Source organism: Lysinibacillus sp. NPDC093688 (assembly GCF_050280145.1).
Taxonomy (GTDB): domain Bacteria; phylum Bacillota; class Bacilli; order Bacillales_A; family Planococcaceae; genus Lysinibacillus; species Lysinibacillus xylanilyticus_B.
This window is the reverse complement of record NZ_JBNNUX010000003.1, coordinates 225,562-241,729: the sequence shown is the minus strand read 5'-3', so window position 1 is coordinate 241,729 and position 16,168 is coordinate 225,562. Positions and strand designations below refer to the sequence as shown.

The 16,168-nt window shown below is 37.4% G+C and carries 14 protein-coding genes; 5 read left to right on the top strand and 9 right to left on the bottom strand.

Annotated elements, in window-relative coordinates; all coding sequences use genetic code 11:
* A partial coding sequence (locus ACQKN2_RS04875; RefSeq protein ID WP_427413946.1) for a hypothetical protein occupies positions 1 to 182 on the top strand: 182 nt, incomplete at its 5' end.
* Between the two features lie 504 nt (positions 183 to 686).
* On the opposite strand, the gene ACQKN2_RS04870 is transcribed toward ACQKN2_RS04875, so the two are convergent.
* The 3 genes from ACQKN2_RS04870 to ACQKN2_RS04860 form a co-directional block, all read right to left on the bottom strand.
* The gene (locus ACQKN2_RS04870; RefSeq protein WP_427413945.1) at positions 687 to 1,442 is read right to left on the bottom strand and encodes an exodeoxyribonuclease III; all 756 of its coding nucleotides are present in this window, start codon (positions 1,440 to 1,442) and stop codon (positions 687 to 689) included.
* A 55-nt stretch (positions 1,443 to 1,497) separates the two neighbouring features.
* Positions 1,498 to 2,412 (bottom strand): UDP-N-acetylmuramate dehydrogenase, encoded by a 915-nt coding sequence (gene murB / locus ACQKN2_RS04865; protein ID WP_427413944.1) that lies wholly within the window; start codon positions 2,410 to 2,412, stop codon positions 1,498 to 1,500.
* Positions 2,413 to 2,624: 212 nt separating this feature from the next.
* Positions 2,625 to 2,930 carry a winged helix-turn-helix transcriptional regulator gene (locus ACQKN2_RS04860; RefSeq protein ID WP_427413943.1) on the bottom strand — a complete coding sequence of 102 codons (306 nt, stop codon included), beginning with the start codon at positions 2,928 to 2,930 and terminating at the stop codon, positions 2,625 to 2,627.
* A gap of 601 nt (positions 2,931 to 3,531) precedes the next feature.
* On the opposite strand from ACQKN2_RS04860, the gene ACQKN2_RS04855 reads away from it, so the two are divergent.
* Together ACQKN2_RS04855 and ACQKN2_RS04850 are read left to right on the top strand one after the other, a co-directional pair.
* Complete coding sequence (locus ACQKN2_RS04855; protein ID WP_427413955.1) at positions 3,532 to 3,849, top strand: YceI family protein; 318 nt, start codon at positions 3,532 to 3,534, stop codon at positions 3,847 to 3,849.
* Between the two features lie 39 nt (positions 3,850 to 3,888).
* A complete protein-coding gene (locus ACQKN2_RS04850; RefSeq protein ID WP_427413942.1) occupies positions 3,889 to 4,257 on the top strand; it encodes a DUF2500 domain-containing protein in 369 nt (122 codons plus the stop codon).
* A 31-nt stretch (positions 4,258 to 4,288) separates the two neighbouring features.
* On the opposite strand, the gene ACQKN2_RS04845 is transcribed toward ACQKN2_RS04850, so the two are convergent.
* The 3 genes from ACQKN2_RS04845 to ACQKN2_RS04835 all read right to left on the bottom strand — a co-directional run bounded on the left by ACQKN2_RS04845 (position 4,289) and on the right by ACQKN2_RS04835 (position 8,911).
* A complete protein-coding gene (locus tag ACQKN2_RS04845; protein ID WP_427413941.1) occupies positions 4,289 to 6,643 on the bottom strand; it encodes a bifunctional 2',3'-cyclic-nucleotide 2'-phosphodiesterase/3'-nucleotidase in 2,355 nt (784 codons plus the stop codon).
* A 331-nt stretch (positions 6,644 to 6,974) separates the two neighbouring features.
* Positions 6,975 to 7,598 (bottom strand): FMN-dependent NADH-azoreductase, encoded by a 624-nt coding sequence (locus tag ACQKN2_RS04840; RefSeq protein WP_323651497.1) that lies wholly within the window; start codon positions 7,596 to 7,598, stop codon positions 6,975 to 6,977.
* A 605-nt stretch (positions 7,599 to 8,203) separates the two neighbouring features.
* Entirely contained in the window at positions 8,204 to 8,911 is a 708-nt protein-coding gene (locus ACQKN2_RS04835) for a DsbA family oxidoreductase (RefSeq protein ID WP_427413940.1), read from the bottom strand.
* A gap of 126 nt (positions 8,912 to 9,037) precedes the next feature.
* Here ACQKN2_RS04835 and ACQKN2_RS04830 point away from each other — a divergent pair, with 126 nt between their 5' ends.
* Complete coding sequence (locus ACQKN2_RS04830; RefSeq protein WP_427413939.1) at positions 9,038 to 10,417, top strand: FAD-dependent oxidoreductase; 1,380 nt, start codon at positions 9,038 to 9,040, stop codon at positions 10,415 to 10,417.
* Positions 10,418 to 10,769: 352 nt separating this feature from the next.
* On the opposite strand, the gene ACQKN2_RS04825 is transcribed toward ACQKN2_RS04830, so the two are convergent.
* Positions 10,770 to 11,696 carry a manganese-dependent inorganic pyrophosphatase gene (locus ACQKN2_RS04825; protein ID WP_427413938.1) on the bottom strand — a complete coding sequence of 309 codons (927 nt, stop codon included), beginning with the start codon at positions 11,694 to 11,696 and terminating at the stop codon, positions 10,770 to 10,772.
* Between the two features lie 593 nt (positions 11,697 to 12,289).
* On the opposite strand from ACQKN2_RS04825, the gene ACQKN2_RS04820 reads away from it, so the two are divergent.
* Positions 12,290 to 13,090 carry an N-acetyltransferase family protein gene (locus ACQKN2_RS04820; RefSeq protein ID WP_427413937.1) on the top strand — a complete coding sequence of 267 codons (801 nt, stop codon included), beginning with the start codon at positions 12,290 to 12,292 and terminating at the stop codon, positions 13,088 to 13,090.
* A 66-nt stretch (positions 13,091 to 13,156) separates the two neighbouring features.
* On the opposite strand, the gene ACQKN2_RS04815 is transcribed toward ACQKN2_RS04820, so the two are convergent.
* Both ACQKN2_RS04815 and ACQKN2_RS04810 read right to left on the bottom strand, forming a co-directional pair.
* Entirely contained in the window at positions 13,157 to 14,023 is an 867-nt protein-coding gene (locus ACQKN2_RS04815) for a MurR/RpiR family transcriptional regulator (protein ID WP_427413936.1), read from the bottom strand.
* 730 nt (positions 14,024 to 14,753) lie between these two features.
* Complete coding sequence (locus ACQKN2_RS04810) at positions 14,754 to 15,983, bottom strand: MFS transporter (RefSeq protein WP_427413935.1); 1,230 nt, start codon at positions 15,981 to 15,983, stop codon at positions 14,754 to 14,756.
* Positions 15,984 to 16,168 lie beyond the last annotated feature (185 nt).

The window sequence follows — 16,168 nt, the reverse complement described above, 5'->3', positions numbered from 1 at the left end:
CGTCGGGGCAACAGGATGTTGGTCACGAAGGCGTTATCACAGGACGTGATGCTTTTAGCCTTCGTTCCCCTCCCGCTTCACTCGCGTTGCTCGCTGCAGGGTCTCGGGCCAACACGATGTTGGTCACAAAGGCGTTATCACAGGATGTGATGATTTTAGCGTTCGTTCCTCTATATCGCTAATCCCCGAGGAGTCGCCCAGCCTCCACTCCAATCAACTATTTCACTTAGCATGTATTTCTTACCACGTCACTCTAATTTATAATGACAAAACAGAAACTTTAGCAAAACGTTTTCTCTGAGCGAAGCATAGCTCTAATAAAACGACAGCAATGGCAGATGTACACTCTATTTGTCTGATTATGATGGGTAACCATATTGTTCACTTTTTTAAATGTATAAAATTCAAAGTTCTACACTATTGCTGATTGGAGTGGAAGGCTACTCGACTCCCGTGGGAAAGCGAGACAGGCGAGACCCTGCACGGAGCGGAGCGGAGGAAGCGGCTCGGCGCTCGCCCACAGGAAGCCTTGCTCTGCGCGAAAGCGAAGCGTCAGCGACAAATGTTTTATCTGTGCGAAAGCGAAGCGTCAGCAACAAAGCGAGTAGCCTGGAACGGAAATCACCTCATTTAAAGTGCCATAACATTTGAAAAGATTCCCTTGACCATTTTATTTTCCATAAATACTAGTCATTGAGCTGTAATTCAATCGGACAATGATCGCTGCCCATAATTTGTGAATGAATATTTGCCACATCAATGTTGTTCTTTAGTCTCTCCGACACAATAAAGTAGTCAATACGCCATCCAATATTGCGCTCGCGTACTTTATTCATATAAGACCACCATGTATAGTGGTCTGTTGTATCTGGATACATATAGCGGAATGAATCTACAAAACCACTTGCCAATAGCTCCGTCATTTTTGCACGTTCTTCATATGTAAAACCTGAATTACCAACATTCGATTTTGCATTTTTTAAGTCAATTTCCATATGTGCGACATTTAAATCGCCACAGTAAACTATAGGTTTCTTGGAATCTAGCTCTTTTAAATAAAGCGCTAATCGATCCTCCCATTCTAAACGAAGAGGTAATCTAGCTAAATCACGTTGTGAATTTGGGGTATAAACATTCACTAAGTAAAAATCTTCATACTCAAGTGTAATAATTCTCCCCTCTTCCTGTGATTCATCCTCACCAACGCCATAACGTACTGAAAGCGGCGTATGCTTTGTAAAAATAGCTGTACCTGAATAGCCTTTCTTCTGTGCATAATTCCAATACTGCTCATATCCCTCAAGTAAAATCTCCACTTGTTCTGCCTGACATTTTGTTTCTTGAATACAGAAAAAATCTGCATCTACATGATTGAAGAAATCTAAAAACCCTTTACCTAAGCAGGCTCGAATTCCATTAACATTCCATGATATAAACTTCATTTCTGTTTTCACTCCTCAAAAAACGCCCTCCACCATTAGCGAAGGGCGTAGTATCCTATAAGTCGTCACCAACGATTTTTACTTCTGTTTCTAAATCGATACCAAACTTTTCTTTAACTTCTCGTTGTACCATTTGAATTGTTGCAATATACTCAGTAGCCGTTGCATTACCTTTATTAACAATAAAGCCTGCATGCTTCGTTGATACCTCTGCATCACCAATACCTTTTCCTTGTAAGCCACTATCTTGAATAAGCTTACCAGCAAAGTGACCAGGTGGGCGCTTAAAAACACTCCCTGCAGATGGGTATTCTAACGGCTGCTTAGATTCTCGCTGAAACGTTAAATCAGCAATTTTTGCATCAATTTCTTCCTGCACACCTTTTGCTAATTGAAATTCGGATGATAATACATAGTATCCCTTCTTGGCAATGATACTTTGACGATAACCAAGTTCAAGATCTTCTTTCGATAGTATTAAAATTTCGCCTTCTCTTGTTAACACTTTCGATGAAATAATAATATCCTTAATTTCACCGCCATAGGCACCGGCATTCATTGCCATAGCTCCACCAACTGAGCCAGGGATGCCACAAGCAAATTCAAAACCTGTTAAAGAGGCTGCTGCTGCCAGTTTCGATACATCTTTTATAAGTGCACCGCTTTGTGTATAAACATGGTCGCCATTAATGCGAATTTCATCTAAAAGCGAAAATGTAACAACGATCCCTCGATGACCGCCATCACGAACGACCATATTAGATCCGTTACCTAACATTAATAAAGGTATATTATTTTTGTGAGAATAGCGAATAACCGTTGCTGCCTCTTCCTCAGTTTCAACGAGAACGAAAACATCCGCTTTACCACCTAATTTTGTCATAGTATATTGCTGTAATGATTCATTTAACTTAATATTGGCTGGATTAACACTCTGTGCTAAATCCGCCGCCCATTGTTCTTTTGTCATGAGAGCTAATTCCTTTCTAACGTCCTTCTTACTCTACACTAGTATGGATTTAGAACCCTAATTTGACAAGTAAAAATGCAGGGTAATTTTTTATCTCGCCTTAACGTCCTTGCAGAGATGATGAATAGGATAAAGAAAAATCATGGTCATGAGTATTACATATGTCCACTGTTTATCTATCCATCAGAAATTTCGAGATAGACTTCACACTTTTACAGCCAACTCGTTGCCCACGATTCGATATTGCGAATCGCTCCTTCTAGTGCCCAACCTTTATCCGTCAAAGAATACTCAACACGCACTGGTACCTCTGAATATACTTTTCTTTTAACAAGCCCTTCTTTTTCTAGCTCTTTTAAACGTTCGGATAGTAAACGGCCACTTACAGGTAATGCAGTTTCAATCTCATTAAAGCGCTGTGGTCCATCTAATAATTGATATAAAATCAGCCCTGTCCAGCGTTTTCCGATTAAATCCATTGCTTTAGCTAAACGAGGACATAAATTTGACTCACTCATTTTTTTCACCTCTTATGTACTCTATTGTAACGATTATTTTTAAAAAAGTAAATTTGAAGTAACTTATTTACCACTAGTAATTTATTTACGATTTTTCATTTGATTACTAAATGTAACTTATAGTGTTTTTTCATTTTTAGCATTTGCCTTTGATTCAACACCATATAAAAGCTAATGATGGCATAAAAAATTAGCCATGGCCGCCCGATCTGAGAGTAGTCATGGTAGCTTATTATTTAATAAAAATGGCCACTTACTTCTATAATAGATGCATATGATTTTATTATTATGACTACATTGTTGCACCCCTTTGTAGAAGACAAGTTACCGTACCGTAATGACGTTATATTGACAAACCTGACTTTCAAGGAGCCTATTTTTTATATTTACTTTAAACATTCATAAAATAAAACTTTCGTTGGAGTAATATTTTACCGTTTTTTCTAAAAACGCATTGAAAACCTGAATTGTTTAATTTATTATTCGTGTAAGATACGGTTTTTAAGGGGCTTTTCCATGAAAAAGCATGCGATTGATTTCATTCAAATTCGCTGTTGCTAGTGTTTCAAACGAAAAACTTTGATCATGATATGCATCTTGTATCTTCGATTTTTTTGACGCTGACATTTATCCAAAAATTTTATTTACGTCTACATATATTGAAAAATTAGAAGATAAGAAGTTTGCTTTACATGGAAATTTGACTATTAAGGATATAACAAAGCCTATCGTTTTTTACAACAGTATATACAGGGAACAGTGTAATCCATGGGCGCAAGATGTACATGGATTACAGGCTAAGGCACAGATTGACTGTCGGGATATTAATTTAGTTTATAACACTCTCCTAGAAACAGGTGGTGTATTAATTAGTGATGTAGTTGATATTGTAGTGGATCTTGAAATACATCCTTTATAACAACTTCAAGTACATTATTTCGTAGATCGGAGGACTTTTATGGTTGGGTTTGATGAATTCTCTTCAGCACATACTTTTATTTCAATGATGTTTTTTATCGTGTTTGGTATTATCGCATTTTCTATTATTAAAGGTGTTTTACAATGGTCGAAAAACAACAATGAGCCATTATTAACAGTACCCGCTAAAGTCGTAACAAAACGCTCTAATACTGGTGGAGGTTCTGGTAACTCTAGTGCTCATACATCGTACTATGTCACATTCGAAGTACAAAGTGGCGATCGGCTAGAATTAAAAATGAACGGTCGTGATTATGGACAGCTTGCAGATGGTGACTTTGGCTTATTATCGTTTCAAGGAACACGTTATCATGCATTTGAACGACAAAAAAAGGAGAGCAGCGTTTAACCAACGCACTCTCCTTTTCTACATTTCAGTATTACTTAATTAAATATTTACCAAAGCCGCCATCTGTATCGGCTAAATATTCGATATTGCTGCCTGCAGGAATGACTTTTTGTGCATCCTTTGCAGAATTGTAAATAATTTTTGTATTTGCTGGGAATGGTGCAAATGACCAATTGTTATCCGCAGCAGGATTAATTGTTTTGTTTGTCATAATGTAGTCAATTACAGCTTGGCGATTTTCATAAGCATAGTTTCTTAAGTTAGAGCCATCTGCCTTTTTAAATGTAGCACCATAAGAACCACCCACGCGGTAATTGTTCGAAATGATGATAAATTCTTGTTTTAGATCGATTGCTTTACCGTTGTATTGCACGTTTTTAATACGATTCGCTTTTTTGTCTAGTAGAATACCTCGACTATCATATTTCGCTGGTGATGTTACATCGATTTGATAAGTTAAGCCATCTAATACATCAAAATTGTAAGAACGTGCCTCTGGGTCAATAATATTTTGTTCTTTAGTTTGATTTGGATCAATTGTTGCAAAAACACCAGCAGCCATTTCTAACCACTCAATAGCTTGCGCACCAGTTACTTTAATCGTTGCAAGCGTATTATCATAAAAATAAATGTCTGCCATATTTTTAATCGCAAGCGGACCTACAGGAATGTTTGTGTAATCTGCAGGGTTATTTCGAGATCCTGCTTTGAAAGGTGCACCAGCTGAAAGAAGCGGTGTGTTTTCATCAGCAGTACCTTTTAATTCTTTTTCAATAAACCATTTTTGAGCTTGTGTCACAATTTGAATAGAAGGATCGTCTTGAACCATTGAGAAGTAGCTATGGATTGGTGCAGTTGTCTCACCAACAGGCTGACGAATATACTTTAACGTACCTTCATGCGCTTCTTTAATTGCATTTAAAACTGTTTTAGATGGTTTTAGGCCTTCTTGTTTGATAGAACGAATAGAACCTTGTCCATCCTTTACAATCCATTTAGAGCCTTTTTGTTCTAGTTGTAAATCAATGACTCCAAGATAGCTACCATAGCTTCCTGCCATTACAGTAGGTACACCGTTAATTGTCCCTTTTTCTTGATCGACATTTTTCAGATTTTTATAGTCGCCTGGGAATGTTAAATGAGAGTGACCTGTAATTAAAGCGTCGACACCTTTAATCTCAGAGATTTGGTACCCAACGTTTTCGTTACCTTTTTCATATTTATCCTCACCAATACCTGAATGTGAAAGTACTACAATTACGTCTGCACCTGCTTTTTGCATTTCTGGTACAACTTCTTTTACCGCTTCAACTGGTTCTTGCATTTCTACTTTGCCTGCTAAATGAATAGCATCCCATTCAACAATTTTCGTAGGTACAATCCCTGTAACGCCCACTTTAAGCGTGTGCTTTTTACCTGTATTGTCTACAACCTCTTTATTAAGAATTACATAAGGTGTGTACATATGCTTTTTTGTTTTAGCGTCGTATGTGTTTGCATTTACGACTGGATATTTTGCATCATTTAATACTTCATCTAAAAACTTTAAACCATAGTTGAACTCGTGATTTCCTAAAGTTCCTCCATCATATTTCAATGCATTTAGTGCAGCAATAGCTGGATGAACCTCACCTGGCTTCAAAGGATTCTCTAACGCTTTATAAGAGCCTAGTGGCGTTCCTTGAATTAAATCACCGTTATCAAATAATAATGTATTTGGGTTCTCAGTACGGGCCTGTTCAATTAATGTAGCCGTGTTTGCTAAACCTACATCAGCTGATTCAGCATCTAAGAAATAATTGTAATTGGCAAGGTTTGTATGAATATCTGTCGTTCCTAATATTTGAAGATCTACTGTAGATGTTGATAATTTGTATTCTGCTACAAAGCGTTTAATAATACTTTGCATTTGCTCAGTTGTTACATAAGCACGAGGACGAATTGTGTTATCCTCAAATCCTTGTAATAAGTTTGCTGCAACGGCATTTGCTAAATCTTGCTTATGTGTTGTAGCAATTTGATCCGCATCTTTAAACTTATCTAATACAGAAAGTGGCGCGTTGTCTTTGGCCAATCCACGAGCAGAAATAACAAATGCTTGTTGTCGTGTCAATTTATCATTTGGACCAAATAATGTCGCTGTTTTACCTTTAATAAGATTCAATTCTACTGCCTTTTCTACATACGGAGCTAACTCCTTAGAGATATCAGTGAAGGCAGTTTTGGAACCATTCCCTAGCTCTACATTTAAGCTTTCTACTAATTCTTTCACGTAATCCCCGCGTGTCACACCGTTAGATGCAGCATTCGCAGATAATCCAAATGGTAATACCGCGAATAGAACAAGTAACATCGCTAAGAATTTAGTAATAAACTTCTTATCCATGGTAACAACCTCCTTATAAATCTAATATTTCCCTACATTTTTTATTATATTATACTAATTAATAATTTAATTGAACAAATAGTCCTAATTGTATGTATTTTTAAACGAATAGCAAAACTCTTCTTCTAAAAAATAATAGATTAATATCATTTATACAACCGGATGTTAGTAAATTGTAAATCAGAAGTATGTGCATAATACCAATAGATTAGACCTCCTTACCACTACCGTACCCCTATGAAGGAAACAAAAAAAGTTCTCTCAAATTGAGAGAACTTTTTTAAAAACACTACTATATTTCCCTAATCAACACGCTAGAGAATATAATTTATTATGCAGTTACAGTTTGTAAAGATTGAGCTACTTTTTTAACCGCTTCTAGGCCATTTGCAATAATTTCTTGCGCTTTATCTTGTGAAGCGTTATGACCTTCAATGATAACCTCTTCGATAATTTCCATACCGAACATGCCAACAACATTTTTGATGTAGTTAACTGACATTTCCATTGGTTGTGCTTCAGGTGAAGAGTAGTAACCACCGCGAGCATTTAAAATAACTGCTTTTTTGTCAGTCATTAAGCCTTCTAATTGACCGTTTTCATTATATTTAAATGTATAACCAGCCTGGAATACATAGTCAATGAACGTTTGTAATTTCGCTGGGATTGTTAAGTTCCAAAGTGGGAAAGCAAATACGACAACATCAGCTGCAGTTAAAGCATCCATAGCTTTTTGTTTTGCTGCTAAAAGACGTGATTCAATGTCAGTTAACGTTTCACCGTTTTGAACTTTACCAAAAGCATTGAAAAGATCTTGACCGAAATAAGGCATATCTTCTGCGAATACGTCAAAAGTCGTTACGTTTACACCTTGTACATTTTCCATAAATGTGTCGTACATTTTTGTTGAAATACCATCTGGACGGTTGTTTGCTTTTACTACTAATACATTCATTATATAAATTCTCCCTTAAATTTCAAAGTCTAATATCTCGAATTCAAGATATATAAGTATATTAAAAAACTTTGTGTAAAAAGTCAACGTTAGTATACTCAGACTTTTGACCGAAATGAGGGTATCTCAAAATATTTATATCATAACGTAGGGTTGATTTCCGTTCCGACTGGGTGCTTTTTAGCTGCCGCTTTGCTTTCGCTACAGAAAACATTTGTTGCTAACGTAGCGGCAGCAGAGGGTTTTGTTTGTGCGAAAGCGCAGCGACAGCAAAAGGTTTTGGACTGTGCGAAAGCGAAGCGACAGCAAAAGGTTTTGGACTGTGCGAAAGCGAAGCGACAGCAAAAGGTTTTGGACTGTGCGAAAGCGCAGCGGCAGCAACAACAGAACCGAGGTTTGTCACGAAGGCGTTATCACAGGATGTGATGCTTTTAGCCTTCGTTCCTCTATTGCTAATCCCCAAGGAGTCACCCAGTCTCCACCCCAATCAACTTTTCCACATAATATGCGTTTTTACATAGGTCATCCCTTTTTATAATAAGCTATTAAAGCATATATATTAGATATGAATAGGTACCTTACTAATCTGATCTGCTCCAACAAAGTTAAAATTTACAACTATCGTCCGTACAAACCCCACCGTCTTCAGAGCCTGCCATCTTTAACTCTGGTTGTAAGCCTTCTTCTTCTGCAACTTTACGTAAAGTTTCTTCAAATACTTCTTGAGGTTGTGCCCCAGAAATACCGTACTTACGATTTAACACAAAGAACGGTACCCCTCGTACGCCCAGTTGTAACCCTTCTTGTATATCAGCCTCTACCTCTGATTTAAAACCATCGTTTGAAAGAACCTTTGCAACTTCTTCACGATTTAGACCTACTTGCTCAGCAATATCGATTAATACATCATCCTGACCAATACGCTTTGCTTCAATAAAATAATTGTATAATAATGCTTCAACAAGCGCTGTAACATCCCCTCGTTGTTCTGCCCACTTTACTAGACGATGTGCTTTTAATGTATTTTCCTCCATTAAATGGTCAAAGTTATAATCTAGACCAACTTCTTTTGCGCGAGCAGCAACACCTTGCGTCATTTCCTTCGCTTTTTCTAGCGACAGCCCATACTTTTTCGCCAATGCTTCATATGTAGACACAGTTGTATCCACCGGTGTTGTTGGGTCAAGTTGATAGCTTTTATAAACGAGCTCTACCTGCCCTGCAAAACCAGTTTCCTGAACCGCTTGCTCTAGTTGCTTTTTCCCAATATAACAAAATGGACATACATAATCTGACCAGATTTCAATTTTCATAGCTAGTCACGCTCCTTTTGCTACATTGTAGCGATAGTAATGATTACAAGGCAATTTTTATGCTTCATTGCATAATTTCTCAAATCAATCTACATACTGAACGTAAAAACAATGTGAGGGTTATGTATGACACAATCTCTTTGGCTCGGAACAATTGATCCCGTCTCCTTACCATCTCTTCCTGCTTCAACCACTTGTGATGTATGTATTATTGGTGGAGGCTTGACGGGACTATATACAGCCTATGTCTTAGCAAAATCAGGTGTAGATGTGGTCTTGCTTGAGGCAAATTCCCATATCGGTCATGGTACGACCGGTCATTCAACAGGAAAATTAACTGCACAGCATAGCTTAGTTTATGCCAACCTTATTGAAAAACTTTCTGTAGATGAGGCGCGGCTTTATTATCAGCTCAATCAAATAGCTGTAGAAAAAGCATTACAGTTACTCCCTAAAGAAAGCATTCAACAAGTAGATTCATTGCTTTATTGCCAAACAAAAGAAGGCTATGCCCAATTATTAAAAGAATGGAATGCCTATAAAGTATTAAATATTAAGGCGAAAATCTCTTCTGACACAGAGCTTCCCTTTCCAATTACAAAAGCACTTAGCATGTCCCAGCAGGCACAAATTCATCCTGTAGAAGTGTGTAATTTCCTTGTAAAAGAAGCTTTATCAATGGGCGCAAAAATCTATACAAATACCCGTGTTCAGCAATTAAACATACCACAAAATAGCTTACATACCGCAAATGACATGGCGGTTCAATACAACAAGCTTATTTTATGCTCACACTATCCAATCGAAGCCTTTAGAGGACTACATCTTTTCAAACTTTCTAATAGTCGCTCCTATATGGTTGCTGGTAAAATTACTGATACACTACAAGGTCAATACTTATGCGTAGATAATCCTACACGCTCTATTCGAACAGCTACCATTAACGGTGAGCATTATTTAGTATTAGGTGGAGCTAATCATATTGCAGGTGAAACAACCAATACTCAGCCCTATTATGATGCTATTCAAAATGAAATGAAGGCTCACTTCGATCAGGATCCAATCTATCGCTGGTCAGCGCAAGACATCGAAACACCTGATATGGTCCCGTATGTTGGCAGGATTACACCGTCCTTGCCTAATGTTTTCATTGCAACTGGTTATCGAAAATGGGGCATTTCCAATTCATTTGTAGCTGGGGATCTACTGTCCTCCTTAATAACAGGCGCTGGGAATGAGGATGGCGCAATTCCTCTTTATTCGCCAACACGTACGAAATTTGGGGCTCAATTTATGCAGATGCTAAAGGTAGGAGGCTTTGTAGCCAAGGAATTCGTAACAGGTTATGTGAAACGTGCCAATACACCAACTTGCACGCATTTAGGCTGTAAAACAAAATGGAATGAAGCAGATGAAACTTGGGATTGCCCTTGTCACGGCTCTCGCTTTAATGCCAAAGGGGAAGTTCTGGAAGGTCCTGCAGTTCACCCATTAAAGCTAGATTAAAAAACTATTGTGTCAATGAAATTAAGGTGTCCTATTAAATAAAGTATGCTCTTCGGCAAAATGTGGGGTTGATTTCCGTTCCGGCTGGGCGCTTTCCTGGGGGCGCCGGGGCAACAGGACGTTGGTCACGAAGGCGTTATCACAGGACGTGATGATTTTAGCCTTCGTTCCCCTCCCGCTTCGCTGCAGGGTCTCATCTGTGACGCTAATCCCCGAGGAGTCGCCCAGCCTCCACTCCAATCAACCACTTCACATAATATGCGTTTTAACAAAATGATATCCAACTTTTAAATTTTATCGACATCAACATTATGAAAAGAGGTTGCCTTTTTTCAGGGCAACCTCTTTCTCATTATTTCAATGCATCAGTTAAAACTGGAACGATTTGTTTTTTACGAGATACAACACCCGGTAAAAGAACGCGATTATTCACAAGCTCTGCGCCAAATCCTTTTGCTGCAGCCTCTGCTACTTGTCCAATTGCAACAGCAGTTGAATCATTGTTTAAAATATCCGTTACAACAAAGAAGAATAAATCTAAGCCATTTTGCGCTACATTTTTATTTAATAAATTTTCTAATTCCTCTTGGCGGCCAAGTACATCGTTAATATCGACAGCATTTACTTGGGCTACTACAGATTTATACTCACCGAATTGGAATTCTTTCGCATCTAATGATAAAAGATCTTCTAATGATTTATCTGAAAGATCTGCACCTGCTTTAAGCATAGCTAATCCATATTCAGCGGCATCAACACCTGCAATTTTCGCTAACTCTTCACCAGCTTGTACATCTTGCTCTGTGCAAGTTGGAGATTTGAATAATAATGTATCAGAAACGATGGCCGAAAGCATTATACCTGCAATGTTTGCAGGAACTACTACGCCATGTTCTTTGAAGATTTTATTTAAAATCGTTGCAGTACAGCCTACAGGTTCTGCACGGTAGTATAGTGGATCCGCCGTTTGGAAGTTTGCAATACGGTGATGATCAATCACTTCTGCAATTTGTACCTCTTCAATTCCATCAGCAGATTGCTGGAATTCATTGTGGTCTACAAGGATTACTCTCTCTGCTTCTCCAACTACTGATGAAATTAATCGAGGTGCCTCAAAGCCAAATTTATCTAAAGCAAATTGTGTTTCATTATTTACTTCACCAAGACGTACCGCCTCAGCATCAACACCAATTTGCTGTTTTAAATATGCATATACAATTGCAGACGTAATTGTGTCTGTATCTGGATTTTTATGACCAAAAATTAAAACTTTACTCATTGAAATTATTCCTCCTAAATGGCAATTACCTTTATAGTTTATTTTATCATATCTTATGAACAAACATGTTATAAAGTGAAAGTTTATCTATAAAGGATCTACTGCCAATATACATTTAAAATCTCCTATTCAAGGATAACTACTTACTTTTCCTATACATAAAAGAAGCTAGAATAAAGGCTTTTATAGTTCATCGCAAAATGGGAAACTCGAGGGGGATTTTTGATCTAATATACTTCAGCATAATTGAGTCCGGAATGACCTAAAAGAAGTTAAACGTATGCCCCATAGCTCTTTGAGTGAGCCAGTAGAGGAACGAAGTCTAAAGGTGTGGCATCTTGGAAATCACACCGTCAGAACGGAGATAAAACAAATTACCTATTTATAACATTTATAGATTATTATTAAATTTAATATATTTATCTGTTAATAACATCCTATTTATAATATTTAATAATAAAAATACATAGTTTATAAAAAATATTTACTATAAATAGATATATAGTTGTGTTTTTATATTTAAGAAACCGTAATTTTATGCTATCATCAGATGGTCTATATTTTTTTAGGATATACAGGAAATGGGGATCACGATGACAAAGAAGATGGAAAAAAAGTATATTCCTTTAGCAAATTATTTTGAAGTAGCTTTACAACAAGAAATTACTTTATCATTTAGCGAACTCGAAAATATTATGGGACAAGCCTTGCCAAATGCAGCTTACTTGAATAGGAGCTGGTGGAAAAAGACAAAGCCCCCTCTCTCTCACTATTTGTCATGGACAAATGCAGGCTATTATGTCATTGATGTTAAGCTCGGTACTAGTATAACTTTCTCGCGTACACAAATGAAGACTACGAGTAATATCTCTACAAATGACGATAACCCACCTGCATACATAATTCGAGCAATTGAAGCATCAGACGCCCGATCATTTATTCATTTGCAAGAAGAAATTTTCCAACAAACTCACTTCATGTATAACATGGAAAATGAATTAGACCTCACAGTTCAACAACTTCGAAAAGATTTGGTCTATTGGAAAAAATTGAAAAACCGTACGATTTTATGTTGTATAGCAAATGGCACTTTTGCTGGCTATGCCGTTATCCATGGATATAAACATTCTAAAGCTAAACATGTTGCAACAGTTCACCTAGCTGTTAAGGAAGAGCATCAGCGACAAGGTTTCGGCTCAGCGCTGATGGAAGCAGTAGAACGCTGGTCTATACAGCGCGATATTTCACGCTTAGAAGCATCTGTCATGGAGCATAATGATCGTGCTTTAAATTTGTTCAAAAAATTAGGTTTTCAGCAAGAAGGCATCCGACAAAACGCCATTAAATTCAATGATACCTTTATTAACGAATATAGTTTAAGCAAAATTTTATAAGCTTCTTTTTCAAGGATGTCTAAAACTTATTTGGACATCTTTTTTATGAGTAGCGTTGTAAAATGATTAGAAAACTTGCTTTTCTCTTACTGCCTCTAAAAATAACAAATTACTTTCTACTTGTTCATAGGATTGCTGATATTTCTCATATTGTGTCTTGTCCTGACTGACCATTTCCTCAATTAACGCATGTAAAAAAGAGAACAAAACTGGAGTAACGTCCAATGAAGATTGCTTTTTCAGACCAAGTGTAAATAATGCACTTGCATATTCCCGAATAGAAGACAAAGCCGAACCAGTAATGGCAATAATTTTAGCCTTTTTCTTCTTGGCAATTTCTACAATCGTTTGAATGTCGTTTGAATGCTTGTCATATGAGAAAACTATTAATGTCGTCTGTTCCCCCATGCTGTTAATTTGTTGTACAATATCGTCGGATTCTGAGCGAAGCTGTTTTACATTTGGACGTAAAGTTTTCATTGTAGACGATAACCAATTTGCAATGGATGCAGATTGACGAGTACCTAAAATATACACGTTCTCTGCTTCATGCATCCATTTCGAGCTTTTTTGTAGCATATTATCGTTAATCAAATGAATCGTATCTTGAATATTTTGAATATCACGTTGCATCACCTTACCAAAACTTGGTATATTCCGTTTACTTGAAGAATATGTAGGTTGAATACTCTCACCATCATTTTGAGTCATTAAATAGCTTCTAACCTTGTCTTGAAGCTCTACATAGCCCGATAAATCCATCGCATAACAAAAACGAATAACTGTCGATTCACTAACATTAGCCTGTCTACCAACTTCTGCTGCTCCGCTACCAATTATAACTGTAGGGTTATTCATAACAAATTGTGCAACTTTACGCTGCCCCTTCGATAGCCTAACAAATCTTCTTTCTATTTCTTCATTAATGCTCATTTCTAACAACCTTTCTTTCAATGAAATTATCACGAATGGAGATTGTTTCCTACTGACTCTAACAGATGTTTTTTTGCGAAAGCGCAGTGCTAACGTAGCGTCAGCAACATGAGGGCCGACACGATGTCGGTCATTTCGGTAATGCCACAGGACGTGGCGTTTTTACCGATGCAGGTCAGTTAGCCGTTATCGCATGGATGCGATGATTTTAGTCTAACATCCTATGTGAACTCATTTCCGATTCCGTGACATCCGCCGGAGGCTTTGGGCCAACGTGATGTTGGTCACTCAGTCGTGTGTTGTTGTTGTTGTTGCTGTCGCTTCGCTTTCGTACAGACAAAAACCGTGTTGCTGTCGCTTCGCTTTCGCACAGACAAATTGCCACAGGACGTGGCGTTCTTAGACTGAGTCCCTCTATTTCAGCGGGTGTTTGGACACCTGTACCTGTCGCTACGCTTTTTCGGTACAAAAGACACCTGCTAAAAGAAGTTAAAAATACAGTATCACGATTACAATCTGAATACAATGACTTTTCTGAAAAATCTTCAACACTTTAACTTACTAAAATGATAGTTTCATAAAATTGTTCTATCCTTAAGTTTTTTAATGAATTGATTTTAACAGATTTTTAAAAACATTTGTATAAAAATTAATATTCGCTAATTTTTATGTAATTAAATAATAGAAAATGTCTTGGACTAGACTATCGTTCATCCAAGACATGATTTTTTTAATCTAATTGTATTTGTTTCGTTTCTTGTCCTAAGAAAATTACCCCAACAACCCCTATAATAATAGCTACGCAAAAAATCGCGAAGATGAAGCCAATATCATAGCCTGCCGTTAATAAAAATCCTACTAACAAAGGTCCAAAAATACCACCGATACGCCCAACAGCTGCTGCCATTCCTGCACCTGTTCCACGAATAACTGCTGGATACTGCTCTGGTGTATAAGCATAGAGTGCACCCCATGCTCCTAAGTTAAAGAACGATAAAAACATTCCTGATGTTAATAGTACTACCATCGTTTCAGCATTACCAAAAATGAAAGCACTTACAGCTGTACCAATTAAATAGGAAACAAGTACAAACTTCCGCCCAAATTTTTCTATAAACCACGCGGCTGTAAAATAACCTGGTAGCTGTGCAAGCGTCATAATGAGAACATATTTAAAGCTCGTAATCATATCAAACCCTTTACTAACCATGACACTTGGTAGCCATAAAAACATACCGTAATATGAGAAAACAACCGTAAACCATAACACCCATAACATAAGTGTCGAGCGTACGTATTTTTTCGACCATACTTCTCGAACATTTTGCACAACACTACGTTTCTTAGACTCTGCCTTTACTACAAATTGAGGTGAATCTGGTAAGTGCCAGCGAAGATAAATTGCATATATTGCTGGAATTGCCGTTAACAATAAAGCAATACGCCATCCCCATGATGGAATAACAAAATACGAAATCAATGCAGCGATTAACCACCCCGCCGCCCAGAAGCTTTCCAGTAAAACAACCACTCGCCCACGCTCTTTAGCTTCTACACTCTCAGAAACTAACGTCGATGCGACTGGCAATTCTCCCCCAAGTCCCATACCTACTAAAAAGCGTAGTGCCATAAAAGCAGATAATGTAGTTGTAAATGCAGATAAGCCACTTGCAATCGAAAATAATACAAGCGTCCACATAAAAATTTGCTTACGTCCTACTTTATCGGCAAGTACGCCGAAGATAAGAGCTCCTACAGCCATCCCGATTGAATTGACACTACCTATCCAACCAGCTTGACTTGGTGTTAATCCCCATTCAACTGCTAATGCTGCAATAACGAACGATAATATTCCTACGTCCATTGCATCGAAGAGCCAGCCTACTCCTGCTACCCTCAAAAGCTTATTGCGAGAAATAGATTGTTGAACCTTATTTGTTGTTACTGTATTTGTCATCATTTCAACCACCTGTCTTTACACTTGACTTTACATCGTAGATTTACTATACAGTTGTTTCAAGAAAGTGACAAGCAAAAATTCAAATTACCGAATTGTTTCGACAATTTCTCGAATTCTATTGAAAACATAGGGCAATTTGCGTTAAAATGTCTTTTATACAAAAACAACTGTTCTTTCTATAAGAA

Bases quoted from the DNA above. Each gene is read 5' to 3' on its own strand.
- ACQKN2_RS04850 (WP_427413942.1), top strand. From the start codon at position 3,889: ATGGTTGGGTTTGATGAATTCTCTTCAGCACATACTTTTATTTCAATG.
- ACQKN2_RS04825 (WP_427413938.1), bottom strand. From the start codon at position 11,696: ATGAGTAAAGTTTTAATTTTTGGTCATAAAAATCCAGATACAGACACA.
- ACQKN2_RS04810 (WP_427413935.1), bottom strand. From the start codon at position 15,983: ATGATGACAAATACAGTAACAACAAATAAGGTTCAACAATCTATTTCT.
- ACQKN2_RS04815 (WP_427413936.1), bottom strand. From the start codon at position 14,023: ATGAGCATTAATGAAGAAATAGAAAGAAGATTTGTTAGGCTATCGAAG.
- ACQKN2_RS04870 (WP_427413945.1), bottom strand. From the start codon at position 1,442: ATGAAGTTTATATCATGGAATGTTAATGGAATTCGAGCCTGCTTAGGT.
- ACQKN2_RS04840 (WP_323651497.1), bottom strand. From the start codon at position 7,598: ATGAATGTATTAGTAGTAAAAGCAAACAACCGTCCAGATGGTATTTCA.
- ACQKN2_RS04835 (WP_427413940.1), bottom strand. From the start codon at position 8,911: ATGAAAATTGAAATCTGGTCAGATTATGTATGTCCATTTTGTTATATT.
- ACQKN2_RS04860 (WP_427413943.1), bottom strand. From the start codon at position 2,930: ATGAGTGAGTCAAATTTATGTCCTCGTTTAGCTAAAGCAATGGATTTA.
- murB (WP_427413944.1), bottom strand. From the start codon at position 2,412: ATGACAAAAGAACAATGGGCGGCGGATTTAGCACAGAGTGTTAATCCA.
- ACQKN2_RS04820 (WP_427413937.1), top strand. From the start codon at position 12,290: ATGACAAAGAAGATGGAAAAAAAGTATATTCCTTTAGCAAATTATTTT.
- ACQKN2_RS04845 (WP_427413941.1), bottom strand. From the start codon at position 6,643: ATGGATAAGAAGTTTATTACTAAATTCTTAGCGATGTTACTTGTTCTA.
- ACQKN2_RS04830 (WP_427413939.1), top strand. From the start codon at position 9,038: ATGACACAATCTCTTTGGCTCGGAACAATTGATCCCGTCTCCTTACCA.